The sequence below is a fragment of the Ruminococcus sp. FC2018 genome (assembly GCF_000621805.1).
Taxonomy (GTDB): Bacteria; Bacillota; Clostridia; order Oscillospirales; family Ruminococcaceae; genus Hominimerdicola.
In genome coordinates, this window is sequence record NZ_JHXH01000015.1 from 32500 (window position 1) to 53039 (window position 20540).

Genomic DNA, 20540 nt, shown 5'->3' on the forward strand with positions numbered 1-20540 from the left:
ACAGCAAAAACCGTGAGGATCTTTTTTTTGCGCTCCGAACATTCAGGACAATATCTTTTCTTAGTGCAGAGTCCTTTTGAAGGGATGTTATTTTCTGCCCTTTCGGGTCAAGTTCTCATATCACTTCTGAGTTGCTGCTGTGTACCAGTTATCATAAGTCCTGAGCCAGCAAACAGACTGCAGTGTCGAGTGGTTCTTGTAGATATCATTTATAGCGAATGCAAAGGTGAGGATATCATCTATGCTGTCAAAGCCTTTGATTCCGTGAAAAGCGACGTTCAGAAGATCGTCGACTGCTTTGTCTACACCGCCCTCGTAGTTGTTGAATATATCATGGATTTTCTGGTTATCGTTCAGTGATTCTTTGAGGGCAGTGATCAGATCATTAACGTTAGGAATAGGAGGATTCCATACAGGCCAAGCAAATGGATTATACCAATTATCTATGATCTGGTTCCAGAAATTTTCAATATAATCCGTGAACATATTTTTAGCTACACCGATCAATGTATCTTTAAGGTCAATAGCGTTTATGATATTGTCGATGTGTACGCCCTGTGTATTAAGGAATGTCATCATGCGTCTTGCTGCAGATTGGATACCGCTGTCAACATATTCCTCTCTGGAGATGTCAGTACCCAGGTTCATTACAAAATGATTGATAACGTCCTTCGGAGGGGTTTTGCCGTCATTTACTATATCCAGCGACCAATCCCATTCCCAGATATACCACGAAGTCTTGATCGAAAGATCCAGCTTTTTCTTATCCAGTGATGTTACAGGATAATAATCCTTCGCTCTGTCGCCTGTGATCTTATCGATCTGCTGTTTTAACAGATCCAGTCTTTCATCTGAAACGCCTACTGTACCGTCGTTGTCAGCAACATTGTTGACGAAAACGCTCTTCTGGAGATGGTCGCTGTCCCAATTCTCGTTGTATATGAAGTGGTCAACGCCGTATCTCTTGAATCCCCAGTCTGTAGGTGCAACGAAAGGAACGGGATCGTCTTTGCATACAACATTGTGGATGCAGGTGTAGTCACGGTCGCTTCTTTCTTCTGATGCCATACCGCCCTGAGGTGCTTCGATAGTGTATGCGTAAACCTTGTCGTTCTTATCCTGATACTGGTCGATAAGTCTCTTTGCTGTGAGGTTTGCTGTTGCACCGCCTCTTGAGAAGCCTGACAGCCAGAATACTACGTTTCCGTTTGCTGCATCTTCGGTCATATTGTTATCCTCAAGATACTTGTTTACCTCTGATGTTACCTGATTTGCAGCATTAGCAAATCCTTCTGCCTCGCCCTGCTTTCCGAGAGAAACGTTTGAAGCCCATTCCTTCTCATAGTTTGCACTTCTTACGGTTATGGAAACGACCTTTTTTGTGCCGTCCTTAGTTTTAACAGTCTTGCTGCCGATAGCACAAGCAACAGAATCCGGTGTAGGCTCCTGTGTGTAAGCCGGGCTTGCATACAGATCTTCAAAACCCATATGGGAAAGAAGATCCTTTATTGTCTTAGGTCCCTGTGAATAATCGCTGCCTTTTTCTACTGTTGTTGATGAATATGCCAGATTGCATGACATTGTAGCGATATGGGGATCATACTGCTTAGGCTCTGTCTCAAAGAAGCCATCTGAATATTTGAAATCGACCTTGAAGCCGTCTTTTTCATACACGCCGGTCATTATGTCATGACCATTGTACTGATCTGCTTTGATCCTTGTTTCAGCAGCAGTCGTATTCATAGTTGTAACAGAATTTACATCAACTGCATCTGCTATGATGAATGATGATGATGATGTAAGGCCTGCTGCTGTCGTTGCCATCATAACGCCTGCTATCAGTACGGTGATTGACTTCTTTACCTTGCTCATGGATGATACCTTGTTTGTTGCCTTTGTTGTTTTCATTTTTTGTTTCCTCCTTAACTTTGGGAATGATAATTTTTGCAGTAGTTCCCTCGCCGACGGTGCTTGTTATCACGACCTCGGCATTGCACATATCTTTAAGTCTGCGCTTGGTGTTCTCCATTCCGACATGTGAACGCCCGTCATCCTTGACTTCATTCACGTCAAATCCCACACCGTCATCAGATACGATGACTTCAAAGCTGTCATCTGTTTCACGGCTGGCGATAGTCACCGTTCCGCCGTCATCCTTCATCCCGACGCCGTGCTTGACAGCGTTCTCAACAAGCGGCTGAACGGACAGAAGCGGTATCTCGAAATTATCCTCCTGAATATCGTACTCAATGCTGAGCTTTTTGCCGAAACGCAGCTTTTCGATGTACAGATATTTTTCAAGATGTTCAAGCTCCTTTTTAAAAGGTACGGGTGCTGTCTGTTTGAGAGAGTCCATATTGCCCCGCAGATAGTCTGAGAACTTTATCGTAGCCTCATAGGCGGTCTCAGGTTTTATCTTGCACAGCATCGCAATAGACGAAAGAGCGTTGTACATAAAGTGCGGTCTGATCTGGCTGACCATTACCTGCACCTTTGCCTCGTAAAGCTCTTTCTGCATCTGCTGATAGTGTATCGATTCAAGATATTTCCTGCACAGGTCGAATACGGTGCGCACTATCTGTGCGATCATCGTCACCGCAAGACCGTATGTGAAAAAGTGCAGGCTCGAAAAGCTGATGAACTGATTGAATATATCGAGAATCAGTGCCATTATCATGGGTGTCCACATTATCATCGAAAGCAGTGCCTGGCGTGAGCTTCTGATCTCGCGGGAAAGCAGAACGATGAACACGACAGCAGTTATTCCCATAAAGATATTGACATATGCGCCCGTCACGACAAGATCGCTGACTGCGAAAATGTGCAGCGCCGCACAGACGATGACCGATATCGTTACGCATATCGTCAGCACAGCACTGACGGCTCTTGATTTGGCTTTGGAATAGTATAGCAAAAAGAAAAGGTTTTCTTTACTATTTTCAATGTTCCGCTTTGACACACCACCGCCTTTAGCCATATTGAACAAGCCAAAGTCCAAACATTTGCTGAATATGCTGATGCAAAAAAGGTTTATCTTGTTGTACTTTTGTTGTAGTGTGTGTGATATACTGTAGTCAAAGAAAAGGGAAAAACAAAAAACAACTTCCCCAAAAAAAGATCTGTTGTAGTCGGTATGATATACTAAAAACAACAAAAGGACAAACAGAGAATTACAAACACAAAACAAAGTAAAATCGAAACACTGAGAAAGGAGAATTAATATGAACTTTACAACAGGACCGCTCACAACAGGACCTCTCGGAACCGGACCGCTCGATGAAACAGGGCCTCTCACAGTATTCTTCCTGTAATGAACGAACAAGAATAACAAATCTCAAAGAAAGGAGGAAAAAATATGATGGACTTTGGTTATCCTTACTTCGATCATACCGCAGTTGGTTATCCATACTTCGGAATCAGAGTAAAGTAATACATTGATCGAACGCACAAACAGCTTACAATACAACAAATCTAATACCGAAATGAACTAACAAGAATAACAAAAACAGCAATAACCGCAGGACCGAGAGTCTTGCGGTTTACTTGCGTGTTATGAAACTATCTGACCGAAAATCGTACCCGACCGATAACATACCATCCATGAAGCAGCTGACCACGAGCTGCAATACATCTGTTTCTATAAAATCCAAATTTTCATCGGGCAAAGAAACAGACATACGCAAGACAGCGAACATCTGTAAAATATCCTGCACTTTATTGATTTCAATACTGCTACAAATTCAACCGCCGCAAGCTCGGAAACAGCGCCTATTTAAACCTTTTGGCAGCATTGATCGGATGAGGCTTGGGGTGGTGTGGTAAAGGGATAACCATAAAATGAAATTATTTTTGTATCTCTTACATTCTGGCTCGGCAGAATAAGCTCAAAATATGTCGCTCTGAGGGTTGAAAACTCGACTTTTGTATGATATACTATTATACAAGAAATGATAAAATAAGGGGAACTGCTAAGAAACCGTCTATAGTGTTTCTTTTACTACAAAAGGTGGTAATAATGAAAAAAGCATGGATAATCATAATAAACGTTCTGATAATGGTCGCGATCATTGCATTTGTTTCTTTTTATATTTCAGTGAATAACAAAAGTACACTTCAAAGGCAGACCGAGCATTTTGAAAACACGACCGTCACAATGGAGCGTGTCACCGAAAACTATCTCAAAGGCGAACAGCGTATCTGTGACGTATGGGCTCATTATATCAACAGCCGGGAAATGACCATTGAAGAAGCGGCAGGCTTTATCCGTATTTCTCATGTGCTGCCGAATGCATCAGCTCATCTGATATATCTTGACAGCAGAAAAGGCATATCGACACGTCCTCATCTGGGTACAGCCGAGGATTACGAAGTATCTTATGATAAAACGGATTTTCTCACCGATACATCGTGGATATCAGATATCGGCACATCCGTCAATATCTCCCGTGCATATACTAACCCGATGAACGGTGAACAGTCGCTTGCTTTCTGCAATAAGATACAGCTGTATGACTCCGACTACACAGCTGCAAAAGAGGCTGTTCTGCTGCGTGTACTGCCAATATCAGAGCTGGAGCAAAAATGGATAATCCCGCAGGAGGGCTTTAAAAACGCCGAGCTCACGCTGATAGATTCGGAAGGCAACTATATAATAAAAAGCAAATCATTCAAGAATTCAAATTTCTTTGAGTTTTACAAATCATATAACTCATCAAATCCGACTCTTCTTGAAAATCTTCACGATGATATAACATCCTGTACGGGTTCCGTTACGATACTTAACTCCAGAAAAGAAGAAATGCTGCTTGCTTATACTCCTGTCCTTGAAACATCTGGCTGGATACTGCTTAGCCTTATCCCCAAGTCGGATCTGATCGTAAACACGGAAAACTGGCTTCTGATCGGAGTGATCTCCGCAGGACTGCTTGTGTTGTTCATTATAGATCTGATTTTCATTCAGAGCATCAATAAAAAGCTGCGTATCGCCGCAACGGAGGCAGATTCTGCCAACAAAGCAAAAACCGATTTTCTTTCCACCATGTCCCACGATATCCGCACCCCGATGAATGCGATAATCGGACTGACAACGATCGCACAAAAAAATCCCGGCGATGTCGAGGCGACAAAAGAAAGCCTTCGCAAGATAGGTCTTGCAGGCAACCATCTGCTGACACTTATAAACGACATCCTGGACATCTCTAAGGTCGAAAGCGGAAAATTGAGTTTATCACCTGTAACATTTTCCATAGTTGAAACGGTCGAAAACCTTGTCAATCTGTCTCAGCCTATGGTAAAAGAGAAGAATATAGATTTCAATTTTCGTGTTGACCGAATGGAAAAGGAATACCTTTATGCCGATCAGCTCAGGCTGAATCAGATATATATAAATATACTTTCAAATGCAATCAAGTATACTGAGCCGGGCGGAAGCGTCAGTGTGGATATGCAGGAGGAGGAAAGCTCTGTCGAAGGGTGTGTGAGACTGATCTATAAGGTATCCGACACCGGAATAGGTATGAGCCCTGAATTTATGGAAAAGATGTTTCAGCCGTTTTCACGTCAGACAGACAGCCGCATCAACAGCATACAAGGAACGGGGCTCGGTCTTGCGATCACCAAAAAGATGGTCGATCTTATGAACGGAACGATAGACTGTCAGAGCGAGCAGAACAAGGGCACGACATTTACTGTCGTTATAGATATTCCCGTATCTGACAGACAAAGAGACGATATACGGTTTGATCCGATTGACATTCTGGTCGTTGATGATGATGATGTGCTAATTCAGACTGCTGAGGATACGCTGAGTTCTCTGGGCGCTGCAGTAGAATGTGCAAACAGCGGTGCACAGGCGATAGAAATGATGCTGAACCGCCGTCAGCAGGAAAAGAATTACGATATTGTGATAATCGACTGGAAAATGCCTGATATGAACGGTATCGAAACTGTCAGCAAGATCAGATCTGATATAGATGAGAAGATACCGATACTGCTGATCTCCGCATATGATACATCGGAGATAGAAGAAGATGCCAGAAAAGCAGGGGCAAACGGGTTTATCAGCAAGCCCCTCTTCCGTTCTGCTCTTTATGATAAGATCAGTCAGCTTCTCGGAAAAGAAGTAAGCTCCGTCGAGCCGGAGGACGATCATTCAGATCTTGAAGGAATAAATATCCTCGTAGCAGAGGATAACGATATAAACTGGGAGATCCTACAGGCAACTCTCAGAATGTTCGGCATGACCTCGGAGCGTGCAGAAAACGGCCGCATCTGCGTGGATATGATGAAAAACGCAGAGGAAGGGCGTTACACTCTGATCTTTATGGACGTGCAGATGCCTGAAATGAACGGTCTGGACGCTACAAGAACGATCAGAAAAATGGAAGATCCGTGGGCAGCATCAATACCGATCATAGCGATGACAGCCGATGCTTTTTCCGAAAACATCACCGAGTGTATGAATGCAGGCATGGACGGACATATCGCCAAGCCTTTCGATATTAAACTCGTAATCAAAGAAATCCGCAAGATAAATGAAAGGAGATCAAAAAAATGAAAAAGATTCTAAGTATCATTCTGTCGGCGTTCATGCTGCTTGGTTTAGCTTCCTGCGGTTCCGAAGAGCACAAGGAAAGCAAAAAAGGGTTTGAACCAAAGCTGGATACGGATAGTGCCTGTAAAATAAACGTTGCAGGCAGTTACAGCAATTTTGAGGCTCTTGAAGCGGAATTTGAACGCTTCAACGAATATTATCCGAACGTTGAGATGTGCTACACCAAAATCGACGACTACAACAATTCTATCGCCACAGTTCTCAGCGGCAACGATGCACCCAACATTTTCTTTTCGTTCAGCTGGATGATGGGCAACCCGGCCTATGATAAGGTTTTTGATCACATGGAAAACCTTGCCGACAACTCTCTTGGGCTGGATCTTGACTGTATCCGCCCCGGACTTCTCAGCCGTGACTCACAGGGAAAAGTGCTGATGGTGCCTGTATTCTCCACCTCTTACGGAATGCTTATCAATAACGATCTGTTTGAAAAAGAGGGGCTGAAGGTTCCTCAGACCATTCAGGAGCTTTTTGATGTCTGTGCCTCGTTCAGGGGAAAAGGATATGAAAGCCCGATGATGGGATACAGTGCAGATTCATCAGGCTGTCTGATGAATACGGTCGCTTATCCGATATTTGCTGCAAAGCTGGCAGAAAATCCCGAAATGGTCGCAAAAGCCAACCAATGCGATCCCGAAGCAGGAAAATATATGCGTCCTGCCCTTGAGACACTCTCTCAGCTGATAGATAAAAAATGTATTGATCTGAAAAAGTGCGCTGAGATAAGCGATAATTATGGCGCTGTCATCATGCGTTTCTTTAAAGGCGACGTTCCTATGATGATCTGTACAGGCGATACGGTCTCAGGAACAAGCAAGCGTGAAAGTCAGTCGGCAGAATTTACAGCGCACCCCTTCACCTATACATTTGCACCCATACCGACAACAGACAAGGGAGGATATTTTCTTGACAGCCCTTCCGTTCAGTTTTCAGTCAACAATTCCTGCAAAGACAAGGATATGACCAATGAATTTATGCGTTTTCTCATTTCAAAACAGGAGCTCAGCCAGATGGCGTCAGTAAAACGTCTGATAACGCCGTCGGATGATCTGTCATTAGATAAAGTATATGCTCCTGTCGGCAAAACCCCGCCGGAACTTGTTATCTCCCCTACCTCACTTGGTATCAAGGATAAGCTCGCCGTTCAGATACGTCTTGCCTCTTATCTGGTCGCAACCGGAGATCTTACCATTGATCAGGCCGTTGCAAAGTACGGGACACTTGAATAATTTGCAAGCATACTCATCATCACAGGAACTGTTATTGAAGTCACTGTGATACTAAGGCAATACCATAAAAGCTATGCCTGTTTTTATTTCTAATTATACCGCCAAAGCTCAGAAACTGTTCAAGAAGCGGCAGATAGTGAGCAAGGTCATAAAGGCTCTGCTCTCTTTTGTAACACCTCTGATGAGTTGTTATCACATCACCGCCAAACCATAGCTCTATGATTTCCGGGAGTGCCTTCAGCGTTACGGGCTTTCCTACAAACTTTACGGGAACAGAACAAGTTTCCAACATCTTACTGTTCTCCGGTAATTTGCGAAAATGACCGATTTTACGGAATTTGTGAAGTCATCACTTTGAGCAATTTCAAGCGATCTCAAGCATTTTTCCACACAAACAAGTGGTTAACAAGTGGTTAACCCGGGCACACTTCCGCAGAATATCAACAGCAGCCCCGGACGATCGGTCAACGTTCGGAGCTGCTTTCGTTATGTTCACTTTTATTGGATATGGTTAAATAAACATCACCATATAATGAGAAATTGTCAGCATTTCGCTGCTTTGACCAACGTTGCTTCCGGCTATCTTATATGCCTCTGTCGGCTTGAATTTTTCGATAAATCGGTCAAGTGAAACTGTCGCCGTGTTGCCTTCTTTGACTTCGAACGGCTCGATCTCAACATTCTTTTCTATGATGAATTCAAGCTCGGAGTTATCATCGGGCTTGTAATAATGAAGGTCATACCCTTTCTGTTTCAAAGCACAGGCAACGAAATTCTCATAGATACTGCCATATGCAAGTCCAAGCAGCGAGCCCGACGCTATTACATCAAAACGGCTGTCCTGAGCCATAAATTTCAGTGCTGTTCTTGCGTCAGCACATTTTTGTATCTCATCAAAGAAGATAAGAGTCTTACCCGGAACAAGTTCAACATTCGGTATATTGGCAGTTATCTTCTTAGAGATAGTTTCAGAAGAACGGTCACCCGCAAATATGATCTTAAGGTCAGCAGCTATTTTTATGCCAAACGTAGAATTTCCAGTTCTATTAGTATCTTTCCAGATTTGGCTGAAGTTTTGCTGGACATTTTGTGATAAAATGATGTATAATTTAATTAGTTATATACAACGTCTGCCAGGCGAATGCTTCATACGTTTTTTGCAAAGCTTTTCTGTCACAGTTCACTGTTTCTTGAAAGCAGGCTTTTAACGGACAAATACAGATCATTTCTGCGTAATGCAGTTAATTTTTTTTAAAGAAGTGTTAATATGTTGATAAAAAGGATCGTCGCAGCACTTTCGGCTGTGCTGGTTATTGCCACAGCTGCACCTATGAGCGCCTTTGCAGCTGCGCAGGACGCAAGTTCCTGGAACATTAAGGAATTGAGTGAATCACTGATAAACACCAATATCAGTTCCGCAACCTTTGACTACACGGTTGATAAGCCATCGTCAGTACCTGCTGCGGTGGATGTAACGAAGTTCGATCTGCGCAATGTTGACGGCAAAAACTATGTCACAAGTGTAAAAAGCCAGGAGGTTTTTTCAGCCTGCTGGGCGTTTGCTGCAACAGCTGCCGCCGAAACAAGCATTCAAAGAAAAAGCAAAAGCGATAGTTCCGCACTTCTATGACCTGATGCCGTCTTCACTGATAGTCAATAAAGAATTTAAAAATGCATCTATGGCAAATGTGTTCCACTGTGATAATAATGTCAGGGTATATGCCGTAGGATTTGTCAATCCTTCCTGCAACGAAAGCGTTACATACGATATATATCTGCTCAACAAGAACTACAAAAGCCCCGTTGACGGCAAGAAGATCAGCTCTGTCACACAGAAGTATCCCTATGCAGGTTATCACCGTGTGTATCTTGACGATCCAGTGTATATCCCCAAGGGTGCAGACTATTCGGTAGTTGCCACTGTTACCGAGGAAAACGGCAGTAATTGCGTGACTTTCAAGGCGGGTACGAACAGAGCCTATGCCGAGATGCTGGCACAGCAGCAGAAACAAGCTTATATTGCAGCCCATGGCAGCGATGAAGGCTTTGAGCCTACAAAAATAACCTATAACAAGGGCGTTGTGAATAAAGGCGAGAGCTTTGTCACTGCGGGAGGCGAATGGTATGACTGGAAGGATGTCATTGATTGTAACCAGACGGCTGCCCAATACTTTGAGGTGGACAACTTCAGTATCCAGTCCTACACCGACTGCGAGGTGGCAACAGTAGTCAACAGTCTCGGTGAAAAGGATAAGCAGCCTTATAAGGTCGGAGATAAGGTCTGTGGCACAGTATCGCTCACATGCAATGTTGACGGAGGTCACAGCTTTGATGTTTATATCAACGGCAAGCTTATAGGCAAAACTGATGTGCTCCAGCTCGGCAAGACAGCACAGCTGAAGTATGAACTCACAGCCTCTGAGCAGGACGCTGAGAACGGCTTTATCAAGAGCGTTGTCACCGTATTCTTTGAACAAGACAGCATAAAACGAGAGCTTGAGCTTTTTGACCGCTCCAGTATCACGACCGCCACAGCTAAGGTCGCAGCGACTAATGACAGTTCAAAACCGGTTGACAGCTCCACGCCGACAAACTCAGATACGGACAGCGCAAGTGCTTCTTCAGATAACGGTAACGAAACCATTAAGAATCCTGATACCGGAGCAAAGCACAATACAGCAGCAACGCTTGTAATAATCGGCTTTGTGGTACTGATCGCAGCAGCGTCGGTGATCACGAGCAAAAAGGATAAGACTGCTGAGAAGTCAAATCTCCTGACTAAATGACCCGGTGCAAAACAGTAAATCATTACATGAACAAGTTTTCAGATCTTTACTGCCAGTGACAACTTGCTAAAATAATAGATTTACGCAAGCGGTAAACAAATGGTTGACCCGGGCACATTTGTGCAAAATATCAACAGCAGCCCCGGACGATCGGTCAACGTCCGGGGCTGCGTTTTGTTGTGCATATCATGTCAAATGAGAGTGCATCCTTTATACCGAAAAAGTATTATAAATTAAAAGGTTTTTTCGATATAGAAGTAAAAAGTATCTGAAATATGATAGTTTTTCAAGCTGCAATTCCATAAAGCACTTTTATCGGGTCGGTCCGTCATAAACCTACATTTCCGCAAAAATAGAAATAAGGACCCGTTAAGGTCCTCGATCCTTGATAGTCGTATTAGATCGTATTTCGATATTATGTTCCGGCGTTCATACCGACAAATGCCTTTGCAGCACTGCTCTGCGGATCTCATCGATCTCTGCCTGAGCATTCAGCATATGAACCCTGCAAAGCGGGAATGACATACTGCCATTCTCATCCTTAACTTTAACGCTCAAAAACACACCCGTTGGGACTGCACGGTAATGACTTACTATCCTTACTATATCGGTAATGCTGTCAAGCCTGACCACAGCACCGTTTCTGATAAATAAAAAATATCTGCCAAGCCTGAACTGATCGTCCGCAAAGGGCTGAGCCCAGCCAAAGTCGATGAACATACTCTGCCCGCCGTCTGCAGCAAGGTAGGCGTTGAGCCTTTTGGCTGCTCCTGATCGAAATCTGTAAATGAGACAGCAAAGAAGAGCAAACACAACACTTACGGGGGCGCCTATAAGCGCTGCCGTCCCGAGACTCTCCCCGAGAGCTGCAAGGATAAGAGTTATCATCACACCCACAAGAACAGTGACCACAACGGGGACTGCTCCAACCCTGGGCACACGCATCACTTTGCAGTAGCTATATAAGGCGTTACTAAGCTGATTAAGCTGCTGCTCGTTCATTATCCCGTTGGCATAGAATTGCTGGTCAAATTGTGACATCAGCGCTGACACCTCCTGTAACAACTATTCCTTTACGATAAGCCAATCTATATAATACCACAAATCGACCATTCTTTCAAATCGGCGGCCACAGTTCTATGTAAACTTTCTGTTACCGCAGCATCACCGAGCTGTTAAGCTCTGCACTGACCGACATCATCAACGACCGTGAGATCATTATGAAAGGCATCGACTACTCTTATTATTACGAATCCGAAGAATAAAGCAGAGGCTCTCTCGACCACGAGGGAGCCTCTTTTTGCTGTCTTTGTTTGAAATGAGTTACAGATCACAGCCGCCACAACTTTTATCGTCTTCATATCATCCCACCGTCAACTGATTAGTTTTCCTAAGATACTTCGCAGGGATAGGTTTTTTCAGCTTCCACACCACGTTCATCGGCTTTGAGCCTTCCGACTTCACATAGTCCGCAAGGCCTAAAAAAGTATATGGTGCAGCACCCAGCTTATTGCTCTTGTACTCGCGAACGAATATCATCACGCTTGTTCCCATATCACGATGATGTATGTAACGCTGACCTGTCTTGCTTTCGGGAGTTATAGTGCTTTGGCTCTGCCAGTGGAACAGCTCGCTGTTGATAGAATAGTCATTGTACATTGTGGTGGGCGAATAGTCATTGTCCGACTTGTTGAGCGTTACAAACAGCAAGTCGGTCTTTTTATCCTCCAGATACTTCACACCCTCACGGACAGTATCAGGCTTCATGAAGTCCAGCGCCACAAGAATCTGATCTCTCGTGTAACTGCAATGCACATCCAGTGGACAGTCATAGTCCACCTGCACAGGCTCGTCGACAAAAGACAGACCTTGAGCTGGATATCAGCATTATTTCATTTTGGAGGAGTCTTTAATCCATGTTTGTAATAATCTGATTGCGCTTTTTCCAGAACGATTGATTTAATCAGAAACAAGTAATATAAACTATATGTTTTTTCTCGCTTCTTCAATCTTATTCTTTATTAATTCGGGAGTAATATCTTCCCAATAATTCACATACACTAGTTTTACGCCATTCTCTCGGCTTCTCTCAGATTTCATTTGATCTCTTTGCCGTTGCGTTTGAAAACTTTCCTCACCTCCAAAATAATCAACAGGTTCAAAATGTTGCTTTCCTTGGTATTCTATTGCTATTTTCAAGCCGCAAATATAAATATCATATGACATATGTCCTTTATCAGTACTTAGATAAAATGGCTTATACTGGTATATTACTTGATACTCTTTATAGAGCTTTTTTGTAATGTTGTAAACCAACTCTTCACTTTTCCACCTGTTCAGCGGCTTAGAATACGAACCAAATTCGCATTTATCATATTTCCCACTATAGGCATCACCAACAATTTGTCTGGGTATTTTGAATAGATCAGCATCGTTTTTTACTTGTCTATCTTCAATATAATATGAAAACTTGTTTTCTAATCTCCATCGTTTCTTTTCACCTTTCCATGATAAAAATGCACTAATAAAATCTTGATTATCTACAAAAGGAAGACAACTAGCTCCATTCAACTCTAAAGAACGAGAATTCTTTTCCTCAAGTTCCTTACAAAGTTTCAATATAAAATCACGTGTTTTTCGTTTAGTATCTCCAACCCCATAAATAATTCTGCCGTCCACTCTTTCCATGCGTAGTATAATAAAATGATGTGTTTCTCCTGGATAATCATAATACCGTTTTTCTAGTCTTAATTCTGGTAATGCATGATTTACTGTTTCAAAACAATCGATAGGTTTTACATAGTAGTCTAGTCCATGGAATGAAAAAAACTCCAATCCTATATAATCACATTCAAAACATCTTTTAAACCCCGCAAAATTAAATCTGAACAGGTCATTATGTGTCAGTTCTTGAATATAAATATACGGAAAATCCCATTTTCTTACATTTTCATCATTTAAAGCTCTCCAATAAACTGGAACAAGTCTAAATGCAATTATCAAACTGTTTTCAATCATGATTACTATATCTGTCTTTGAAATCTCATATCGTTTTACTTCCTTATTATCACCGTATAATTCAACGTATTTTCCAACAACATCTTTTAGTGAGTCAAACATTTTTTCTCTTGAAATTTTAATTGTAACTAAGTCTACATTTCGTTCCTTTGATATGCTTCTTTTTCCCTTAAAACTATATTTTAATTGCTCTAAAGTACAACCATACGATCCTCTAATTACACGATTTTTCTCATAGACATAATTTAGAAGAAACCTAAATTCTGTTGTCAATCCTATGCCAACATCATTTACAAACAACTCAACAGAACTCCATGTTTTGATTATTGTCAATAGACTGGAAACCATACCACCGTATTCTAACAATTCCTTCTCAGAATCCAATCTAATTGTTATCGTGTTCTTGCTAATATAATACAATTCTTGCGGAAATGATTCCAAAACAAAAAATACTAAAGGTGCATTCTTAGCAGTGTTGCCTATTGAGAATGTGAGCTTAACCTCTTTTATAACAAAGTCCTTGCAATTATTAAACTTGTTCTTTAAAAATGCATTCCTAGCCTCTATAAAGGGATCAACATCAGAGTTTAAAGATACATCAAAAGAATCCATGACACTTTCGTAATCTGTGTATTTCATTTTATCACACCCTTTTTATTAATGACACAAGCATATCTATCCTGTCAGCAGAGACTATCTCCTTTTTCAGCTCGGTCATCATCTGCGGCTCGTGACCTGCTCCCGTGAACAGCGAGCTTGATGCAAGCGAAGTCTCAGGACGTGTCATGGTGATACGGCGCTTCATAGTGTCCGCATTGTTCTGCATGTTGGCAACTGCAAGAAGCTGCTGTGCACGCTCGTCAACACTCATGCCGTCGAATTCATCATCGCCCGTCAGCTCTGTCACCGCCGAAACTATCCTGTTCGCAAGTCCCAGCTGACCCTCAATATCATCGCTGGAAAGGCAAGAAAGCCCCTTCTCGATTATCTCGGAGAGGTATCCCGAAAGGATCTGCGGAGCTTCGGCTTTGTCAATATTGCGCTTGTCAATGAGCTGCTGACTTTCGTCGAGCTCATCAGACAGCTCTTTGTTAATGACCTGTTCGTACAGTCCGGGTCTGAGCATAAGGAACACCTCCGAATGTTTGATAACTGGGCATCGATTGTTTGTAATATCATAGCATAATCCGCAGTAGTTTTCAATATCTTTTGCTTTTTTGGGGTATACATCATCAGCAAAAGAATAAAACTGCCCAAACCCCGCTGTTCAAACAGTCACTTCTGTAGAACTTTCCTGAAAAGTCTGGATATTGCCGATCGGTTGTGGTATCCTCCTTGGTGGTGATACTATGCGCAAAGCATCTATTATCGCAGTTGCGGTCGCCAAAGGAGAAAAGCTGTTTGAGCGTGAAACTGCAAACGGCACAGCTCTGTATTTCTGTCTTGAGGACGGATACCAACGGATCCAGAAAAGGCTGTACAAGCTAACAGACGAGCCGTCGGACAAGCTGTTCTTTTCAATAATGGCAGACTCTATCGGCTGCGGATTGGAACAAGAGATTGAAAAGTTCAAGTCTGTTCGCGAGGACTTGCGTCTGGTCGTTATCTACACTCTGCAAATGGTTCGCAGCGATACCGAGTCCACCTACGGCAGCGACTACGCAGAGCTTCTGCCACTAAAAGCTCTCGCACAGCAGCTCGGTATCAGCATCGTGCTTGTACATCACCTTCGCAAAGCCGCCGACAAGGACCCGTTCAATATGGTCTCCGACAGCACGGGACTCAACGGCTGCGTCGACGGTCTGCTGGTGCTGATGAAAGCAAAGCGGAGTATCGGCATCTTTCTCGGAACGGTTGTAATGTGCGTTGTTGCAATGATATTTGCAAGAAAAAAGGATGAAAAGAATGAGAAAGCTGACTAAGATACTTCTTATAGTACTTGGAAGCTTGCTGCTCATTACAGCAATAATGATCGTGTTAGATACCACAGGCGTTGGTCGGGATTTCGACTGGCGCCTGTTATCTATTTGAAAGGAGGAAGATAACAATGAGAAAGACTAAGAAACTGATAGCTTCGGCAGCGGCTGTTATGATGTCTGCAATGTTCATGACAATTACGGCATATGCAGATGTGGCAGGTGCAGTAACCTCCACTTGGTCAACGGCTAAGGCTCAGATCAAAAATGTCGTAAACAATGTGGTGTTCCCGTGTATCGACCTTATCCTTGCGGTTTTACTGTTCGTAAAGATAGGTCTTGCCTACATGGATTACCGCAAACATGGACAGCTTGAGTGGACACCGATAGCGATCATCTTCGGCTGTCTTTTGTTCACGCTGACAGCACCGCTGTATGTATGGACGATGCTGCCGAACTAAATCAACGGACAGGCTCGCTCTTGCGGGCTTGTTCCGCTAACCGCAGTATATTTCGGGAAAAATAAAAAAATATATGTAAGCACTTGATTTTTATGAATTTTTCGGCTATAATAATATTAGACGTTATATTAGCCGAAAAGGAGGACGCTTATGTATATAACAAGGCACGCAGAAGAAACCGTCAAAGAGCTCGCTTCAATGTTTGGTGCGGTTCTCGTTGCAGGACCGAGACAGGTCGGAAAAACAACTATGCTTGAAAAGCTCACCGATGGGATAAATCACGCAACGCTTGACGATCCTATAGTGCGGGAGTCAGCATCTTTGCAGTCCGGAACTTTTTTCAAAGATAACCCTCCGCCTGTATTTGTCGATGAGATACAAAAAGCCCCTGAACTGTTTGAACAGATAAAGCTACTGCTTGACCGCAGCAGAAAAAAAGGACAGTTCTATATGTGCGGTTCTCAACAGTTCAAAATGATGAAGGGTGTTAGCGAATCACTTGCAGGAAGGATCGGTCTGGTAACGCTTCTCGGATTGTCTCTTAGGGAAATTAACAGAGTGGATTTTGACCAGCCTTTCATTCCAACTGATGAGTATTTCACCAAGCGTAAGAGTACTGTTAAGAATACTGAATACTCCGACATCTGGAACACTATCCACAGAGGCAGTATGCCTGAACTGGTCGAAAACTCTCAGTTCAACTGGCAGATCTTTTATTCCTCATATGTACGCACATATATCGAAAGAGATGTTCGGGAACTATCCGAGATCAGTGATACTGTAAAATTTACAAGTTTTATGACTGCTGCAGCTGCGGCAACAGGACAGCTTCTTAATTTTGCTTCTCTGGCAAGAGATGTAGGTATCAGTCTACCGACTGCAGAAAGATGGCTTTCAATACTTGTTGCCTCTAATATAGTTTACCTGCTCAGACCATACTCAAACAATATGACAAAGCGTGCTGTAAAAACACCGAAGTTATACTTCCTTGACACAGGTCTTGCTGCATATCTGACAAGATGGACAACACCGGAAGTGTTAAAGAACGGTGCTATGGCCGGTGCTTTCTTTGAAAGCTTCGTTGTATCTGAGATCATCAAGAGCTATTACAACAAAGGATTGCTTGATCCTTCAATATATTTTTACAGAGATAAGGATATGAAGGAGATAGATATAATCATCGAAGAAAGCGGTACACTTTATCCTCTGGAGATCAAAAAGCACGCTGATCCATCAAAAAAAGATATAGAAGCTTTTAAGGTTCTGGATAAGTTCACTGACCTGAAAAGAGGAAAAGGCGGAGTGATATGCACTTACGATAAAGTGGTATCAATAACATCACAGGATATAACTATTCCTATAGACTATTTATAACCAGCGAAAAACAGCATCGGCTGATGAAACAACAGATGTTATATCAGCCAAAAAACCAAATAATGAACAAAAGCTCTCGCTTATGTGAAAACATAGGCGGGAGTTTTTTGATTGGAGGAAAAGATGAAAAAGACAATACTTGCGGCACTTGCCGCACTAATACTGATCTTTGGCGCATCATGCGGATATATTGGGCAGGATACCCAGGCAACAACCACAACGACCACAGAACTGACAATACCCACAATGCCTACGGATCAAGGCTCGTTAACCATGCCCGTGATGACTTCAGAGACCGTGACCACTACAACTAAAAGTGAGGCTGAACTCAAAAAAGAGGCTATGGATACTTTCCTTGCAGAGTTTTACTCGTCAAAGATATCCTTTGTGGATATAGGCAAGATAGTTGCGGAGGTGGTAAAGACTTCGCCGCTTGACCACAAGGAAGAATCAAAATCGGGACAGTAGATAGTGACTGTCAAGGGCAAAAGCGGCAGTGGAAACATCGATGTTATGCGGATAGATCTTACCAAAAGCGGACTTGACTATGAGGCCGAGTATCTGCTCACCACAATGGGCGATGTATTTACAAGTTTCATACAAGGAATATCCGTATCACTATCACCTATATAAACAATATTTCTGAACGGAACTCTGATGTCTTCAGGAGCAAAATACTCATTTACCCCATAGTCATTTATGTCTAAAACTCCTTTTTCTATTCTGAGAGCCTCTGAAAAAAAGTCTGTAAAAAATCAGCTAACTGTGATAAAATAGAATTAATATCACAGGAGGCTGATTTTTTATGGCAAGAAGAAAAAGAGAACCGATGAGTGAAGGAAAGAAGAACATCATAGGAATGCTGCTTGAGGAATACGACATCAAGTCTGCAAAGGATATTGAGGATGCTCTCAAAGACCTTCTCGGAGGGACGATCCAGGAAATGCTCGAATCCGAAATGGACGAGCATCTGGGATATCAGGAATATGAGCGTTCCGACAATCCTGACTCTCGCAACGGCAAGAAAACCAAGAAGATTCGCGGAAACTTCGGAGAAACCGAAATAGAAGTGCCGCAGGATCGTGACGGCAGTTTTGAGCCAAAGGTCGTAAAGAAACGTCAGAAGGACATCTCAGGCATTGAGCAGAAGATAATATCGCTGTATGCCAAAGGCATGACCACTCGCCAGATAAGCGAAACTATCGAAGATATCTACGGCTTTGAAGTCAGCGATGGCATGGTTTCAGACATCACAGACAGATTACTTCCGCAGATAGAGGACTGGCAGAAGCGTCCTCTCGATGAAGTATATCCGATAGTATTTGTAGATGCAGTACACTTCTCAGTTCGTGAGAACGGGCAGATACGAAAGCTTGCTGCGTATGTGATTCTGGCTGTCAGCATGACAGGTCACAAGGAAGTCCTTTCAATACATATCGGTGAAAACGAGAGTGCCAAGTACTGGCTCGGCGTTCTGAACGACCTGAAAACGATATATCATGCGCCTTCCGAGGACGCTGCTCTGGAAGCTCTCGACCGTGTTACTGAAAAATGGGAAGGCGATTATCCCAACGCTATGAAGAGCTGGTACAAGAATTGGGACGTAATATCGCCGATTTTTAAGTTCTCATCCGACGTCAGAAAGGTCATTTACACCACCAACGCTATTGAGAGCCTGAACAGCGGCTATCGCCGTCTGAACAAGCAGAGAAGCGTATTCCCAAGCGATACAGCGCTGCTGAAGGTTCTGTATCTGGCAACGCATGAGATAGCTAAGAAATGGACCATGCCGCTGCGAAACTGGGGCAAAGTCCTTGGCGAGCTTGAGATCATGTACCCCGACAGGCTCGGCTGAGCAGCCGGCTATCAGCCTGATCCCATTCCGCTGCGCTCCATTCCAACAGGCTGATATCACAAGTATCTTGACAAATTACAGTATCCAATTTATACTGTAAAAAACGGAGCGGCTTTTTAAGCCGCTCCAGCAATAACGTTTTTTATCACAGTTTTTGATTTTACAGAGTTTTTTTCGCAGAGCCGGTGATTGAAGATTAGTCAACGCTCTGCCGGAATAAATCCGACAGAGCGTTGTTCGTTATATCTGCTGCGGATTATTTGACGGTTACGTTTTATTGCAGATTTGCTTATCTTGTATCTTTCTGAGATTGTTTGATAGCTCCCTTTTCCATAAAATTATTCTTGAACCGCTTGCATTCTTTCTTCGTCTGCCAACTTTTGATTTCTTGACATAAAAATAACCCCCTAGAGTTTCACACGATTTTTGTTTTTTCGTGTGTCTACTCTAAGGGGATTATATCAAACTCGATTCGGGCAGGGTGGTTTGTTATTATGCGACGATTCCTATTTGGTATGTAATCGCTGATTCTGCGGAGAAAATACTTACAACGATCAGCATAGAACATCCGAAACTCAACTGCGGTCTGTAAATCATCCGTCAGTTACTGAAGCTGCTTTTTCTCCCTGAGATTTGGCAAAGCGTATCATATTACGGTTATAGCCCGTAGTAACGAGATACGCTTTTTCTTTGTGCGCTTGCATCAGACCGCTTAACACAAATCCGCTCAGTCCGTTGATCCGCGCATCAGGATCGGTCAGATCGAAAAGCTCTCCCGAGTCACGTTCTACGATAAGAACGCTATCGTCTTCAAAGAAAAGCGAAAGCTCGACCAATATCGGCTTCTTTGACCGCTTGTTGATGTCCAGAACGGTGAGCCCTATCTCCTCCGCAAACAACCCAGTACGGTTTGCCGTCTCTTTAGGGTACTGATGTGAAAGCAGCAAGTCTGCGACCTGTACGGAGAGTGCGGTTGCGGACTGAGGACTAAGTGTATCGTCAAGAACAACGATCTCGGTATCCATATCGCCCAGCAAAAACGGGAAGTCGTTTTTGCCGAACCTCAGATACACAAAAAGCATAGCGCAAACAAGCGTCAGTATCGGAGCAGCGACAAATCCCGCCCACAGACCGTTTATGCCGAAAACGGCAGATCCGAGTATCGGCAGGAGAATATATAACAAACCGTTCTGAAAGCACGCTATGCAGGTCGCCATACCTATGCGGTCGATCAGCATATAGTAAGAAGTGGTGAGCGACACCATACTGCAGAACACAAATCCGAGAC

At 43.1% G+C, this 20540-nt stretch carries 19 protein-coding genes and 1 pseudogene; 10 read left to right on the plus strand and 10 right to left on the minus strand.

The window, feature by feature from the left end; genetic code table 11:
- Window positions 1-120: 120 nt before the first annotated feature.
- Window positions 121-1872, minus strand: coding sequence for a lipase family protein (locus tag T494_RS14195; RefSeq protein ID WP_347490892.1), 1752 nt, complete (start codon window positions 1870-1872; stop codon window positions 121-123).
- Entirely contained in the window at window positions 1763-2977 is a 1215-nt protein-coding gene (locus T494_RS13675; protein WP_155984084.1) for a histidine kinase, read from the minus strand. Before T494_RS13675 ends, T494_RS14195 begins: the two co-directional genes overlap by 110 nt.
- A 1038-nt stretch (window positions 2978-4015) precedes the next feature.
- Between T494_RS13675 and T494_RS0110035 the strand changes: the two genes are divergently transcribed.
- Window positions 4016-6556 carry a response regulator gene (locus T494_RS0110035; RefSeq protein WP_037344618.1) on the plus strand — a complete coding sequence of 847 codons (2541 nt, stop codon included), beginning with the start codon at window positions 4016-4018 and terminating at the stop codon, window positions 6554-6556.
- A complete protein-coding gene (locus T494_RS0110040; protein ID WP_028506187.1) occupies window positions 6553-7842 on the plus strand; it encodes an ABC transporter substrate-binding protein in 1290 nt (429 codons plus the stop codon). The genes T494_RS0110035 and T494_RS0110040 overlap by 4 nt, the downstream gene beginning before the upstream one ends.
- Before the next feature lie 40 nt (window positions 7843-7882).
- Here the strand turns inward: T494_RS0110040 and T494_RS0110045 are convergent, their stop codons facing one another.
- Together T494_RS0110045 and T494_RS14200 are read right to left on the minus strand one after the other, a co-directional pair.
- A complete protein-coding gene (locus tag T494_RS0110045) occupies window positions 7883-8134 on the minus strand; it encodes a hypothetical protein (protein WP_028506188.1) in 252 nt (83 codons plus the stop codon).
- A 219-nt stretch (window positions 8135-8353) separates the two neighbouring features.
- A complete protein-coding gene (locus T494_RS14200) occupies window positions 8354-8956 on the minus strand; it encodes an AAA family ATPase (protein ID WP_081777287.1) in 603 nt (200 codons plus the stop codon).
- 153 nt (window positions 8957-9109) lie between these two features.
- Between T494_RS14200 and T494_RS0110055 the strand changes: the two genes are divergently transcribed.
- Together T494_RS0110055 and T494_RS0110060 are read left to right on the plus strand one after the other, a co-directional pair.
- Window positions 9110-9472 (plus strand): C1 family peptidase, encoded by a 363-nt coding sequence (locus T494_RS0110055; RefSeq protein WP_028506190.1) that lies wholly within the window; start codon window positions 9110-9112, stop codon window positions 9470-9472.
- 4 nt (window positions 9473-9476) lie between these two features.
- Window positions 9477-10628 carry a lectin like domain-containing protein gene (locus T494_RS0110060; protein ID WP_028506191.1) on the plus strand — a complete coding sequence of 384 codons (1152 nt, stop codon included), beginning with the start codon at window positions 9477-9479 and terminating at the stop codon, window positions 10626-10628.
- 429 nt (window positions 10629-11057) lie between these two features.
- Here T494_RS0110060 and T494_RS0110065 read toward each other — a convergent pair whose 3' ends face one another.
- From T494_RS0110065 to T494_RS0110085, 5 genes and pseudogenes are all read right to left on the minus strand, one after another.
- Window positions 11058-11669, minus strand: coding sequence for a hypothetical protein (locus T494_RS0110065; RefSeq protein ID WP_028506192.1), 612 nt, complete (start codon window positions 11667-11669; stop codon window positions 11058-11060).
- A gap of 134 nt (window positions 11670-11803) precedes the next feature.
- Window positions 11804-11989: a hypothetical protein gene (locus T494_RS14345; protein ID WP_028506193.1), complete on the minus strand. Its 186-nt coding sequence runs from the start codon at window positions 11987-11989 to the stop codon at window positions 11804-11806.
- Between the two features lies 1 nt (window position 11990).
- A pseudogene (locus T494_RS0110075) lies at window positions 11991-12488 on the minus strand (DUF3427 domain-containing protein); the annotation flags it as partial.
- 123 nt (window positions 12489-12611) lie between these two features.
- The gene (locus T494_RS13510; protein ID WP_051540338.1) at window positions 12612-14285 is read right to left on the minus strand and encodes a hypothetical protein; all 1674 of its coding nucleotides are present in this window, start codon (window positions 14283-14285) and stop codon (window positions 12612-12614) included.
- A gap of 4 nt (window positions 14286-14289) precedes the next feature.
- Complete coding sequence (locus T494_RS0110085) at window positions 14290-14772, minus strand: hypothetical protein (protein ID WP_028506195.1); 483 nt, start codon at window positions 14770-14772, stop codon at window positions 14290-14292.
- Between the two features lie 223 nt (window positions 14773-14995).
- Here T494_RS0110085 and T494_RS12955 point away from each other — a divergent pair, with 223 nt between their 5' ends.
- From T494_RS12955 to T494_RS0110120, 6 genes are all read left to right on the plus strand, one after another.
- Window positions 14996-15568, plus strand: coding sequence for an AAA family ATPase (locus tag T494_RS12955; RefSeq protein WP_051540340.1), 573 nt, complete (start codon window positions 14996-14998; stop codon window positions 15566-15568).
- A 125-nt stretch (window positions 15569-15693) separates the two neighbouring features.
- Window positions 15694-16023 carry a DUF3852 domain-containing protein gene (locus T494_RS0110100; protein WP_028506196.1) on the plus strand — a complete coding sequence of 110 codons (330 nt, stop codon included), beginning with the start codon at window positions 15694-15696 and terminating at the stop codon, window positions 16021-16023.
- Window positions 16024-16173: 150 nt separating this feature from the next.
- Window positions 16174-17397 carry an ATP-binding protein gene (locus tag T494_RS0110105; RefSeq protein ID WP_028506197.1) on the plus strand — a complete coding sequence of 408 codons (1224 nt, stop codon included), beginning with the start codon at window positions 16174-16176 and terminating at the stop codon, window positions 17395-17397.
- 123 nt (window positions 17398-17520) lie between these two features.
- Window positions 17521-17865: a hypothetical protein gene (locus T494_RS0110110; RefSeq protein ID WP_155984085.1), complete on the plus strand. Its 345-nt coding sequence runs from the start codon at window positions 17521-17523 to the stop codon at window positions 17863-17865.
- Window positions 17866-17868: 3 nt separating this feature from the next.
- A complete protein-coding gene (locus T494_RS13900) occupies window positions 17869-18030 on the plus strand; it encodes a hypothetical protein (protein ID WP_155984086.1) in 162 nt (53 codons plus the stop codon).
- A 172-nt stretch (window positions 18031-18202) separates the two neighbouring features.
- Entirely contained in the window at window positions 18203-19252 is a 1050-nt protein-coding gene (locus T494_RS0110120; RefSeq protein WP_028506199.1) for an IS256 family transposase, read from the plus strand.
- Between the two features lie 593 nt (window positions 19253-19845).
- Here the strand turns inward: T494_RS0110120 and T494_RS14025 are convergent.
- Window positions 19846-20540 (minus strand): hypothetical protein (locus T494_RS14025; RefSeq protein ID WP_028506200.1); only part of this gene is annotated, 695 nt, incomplete at its 5' end.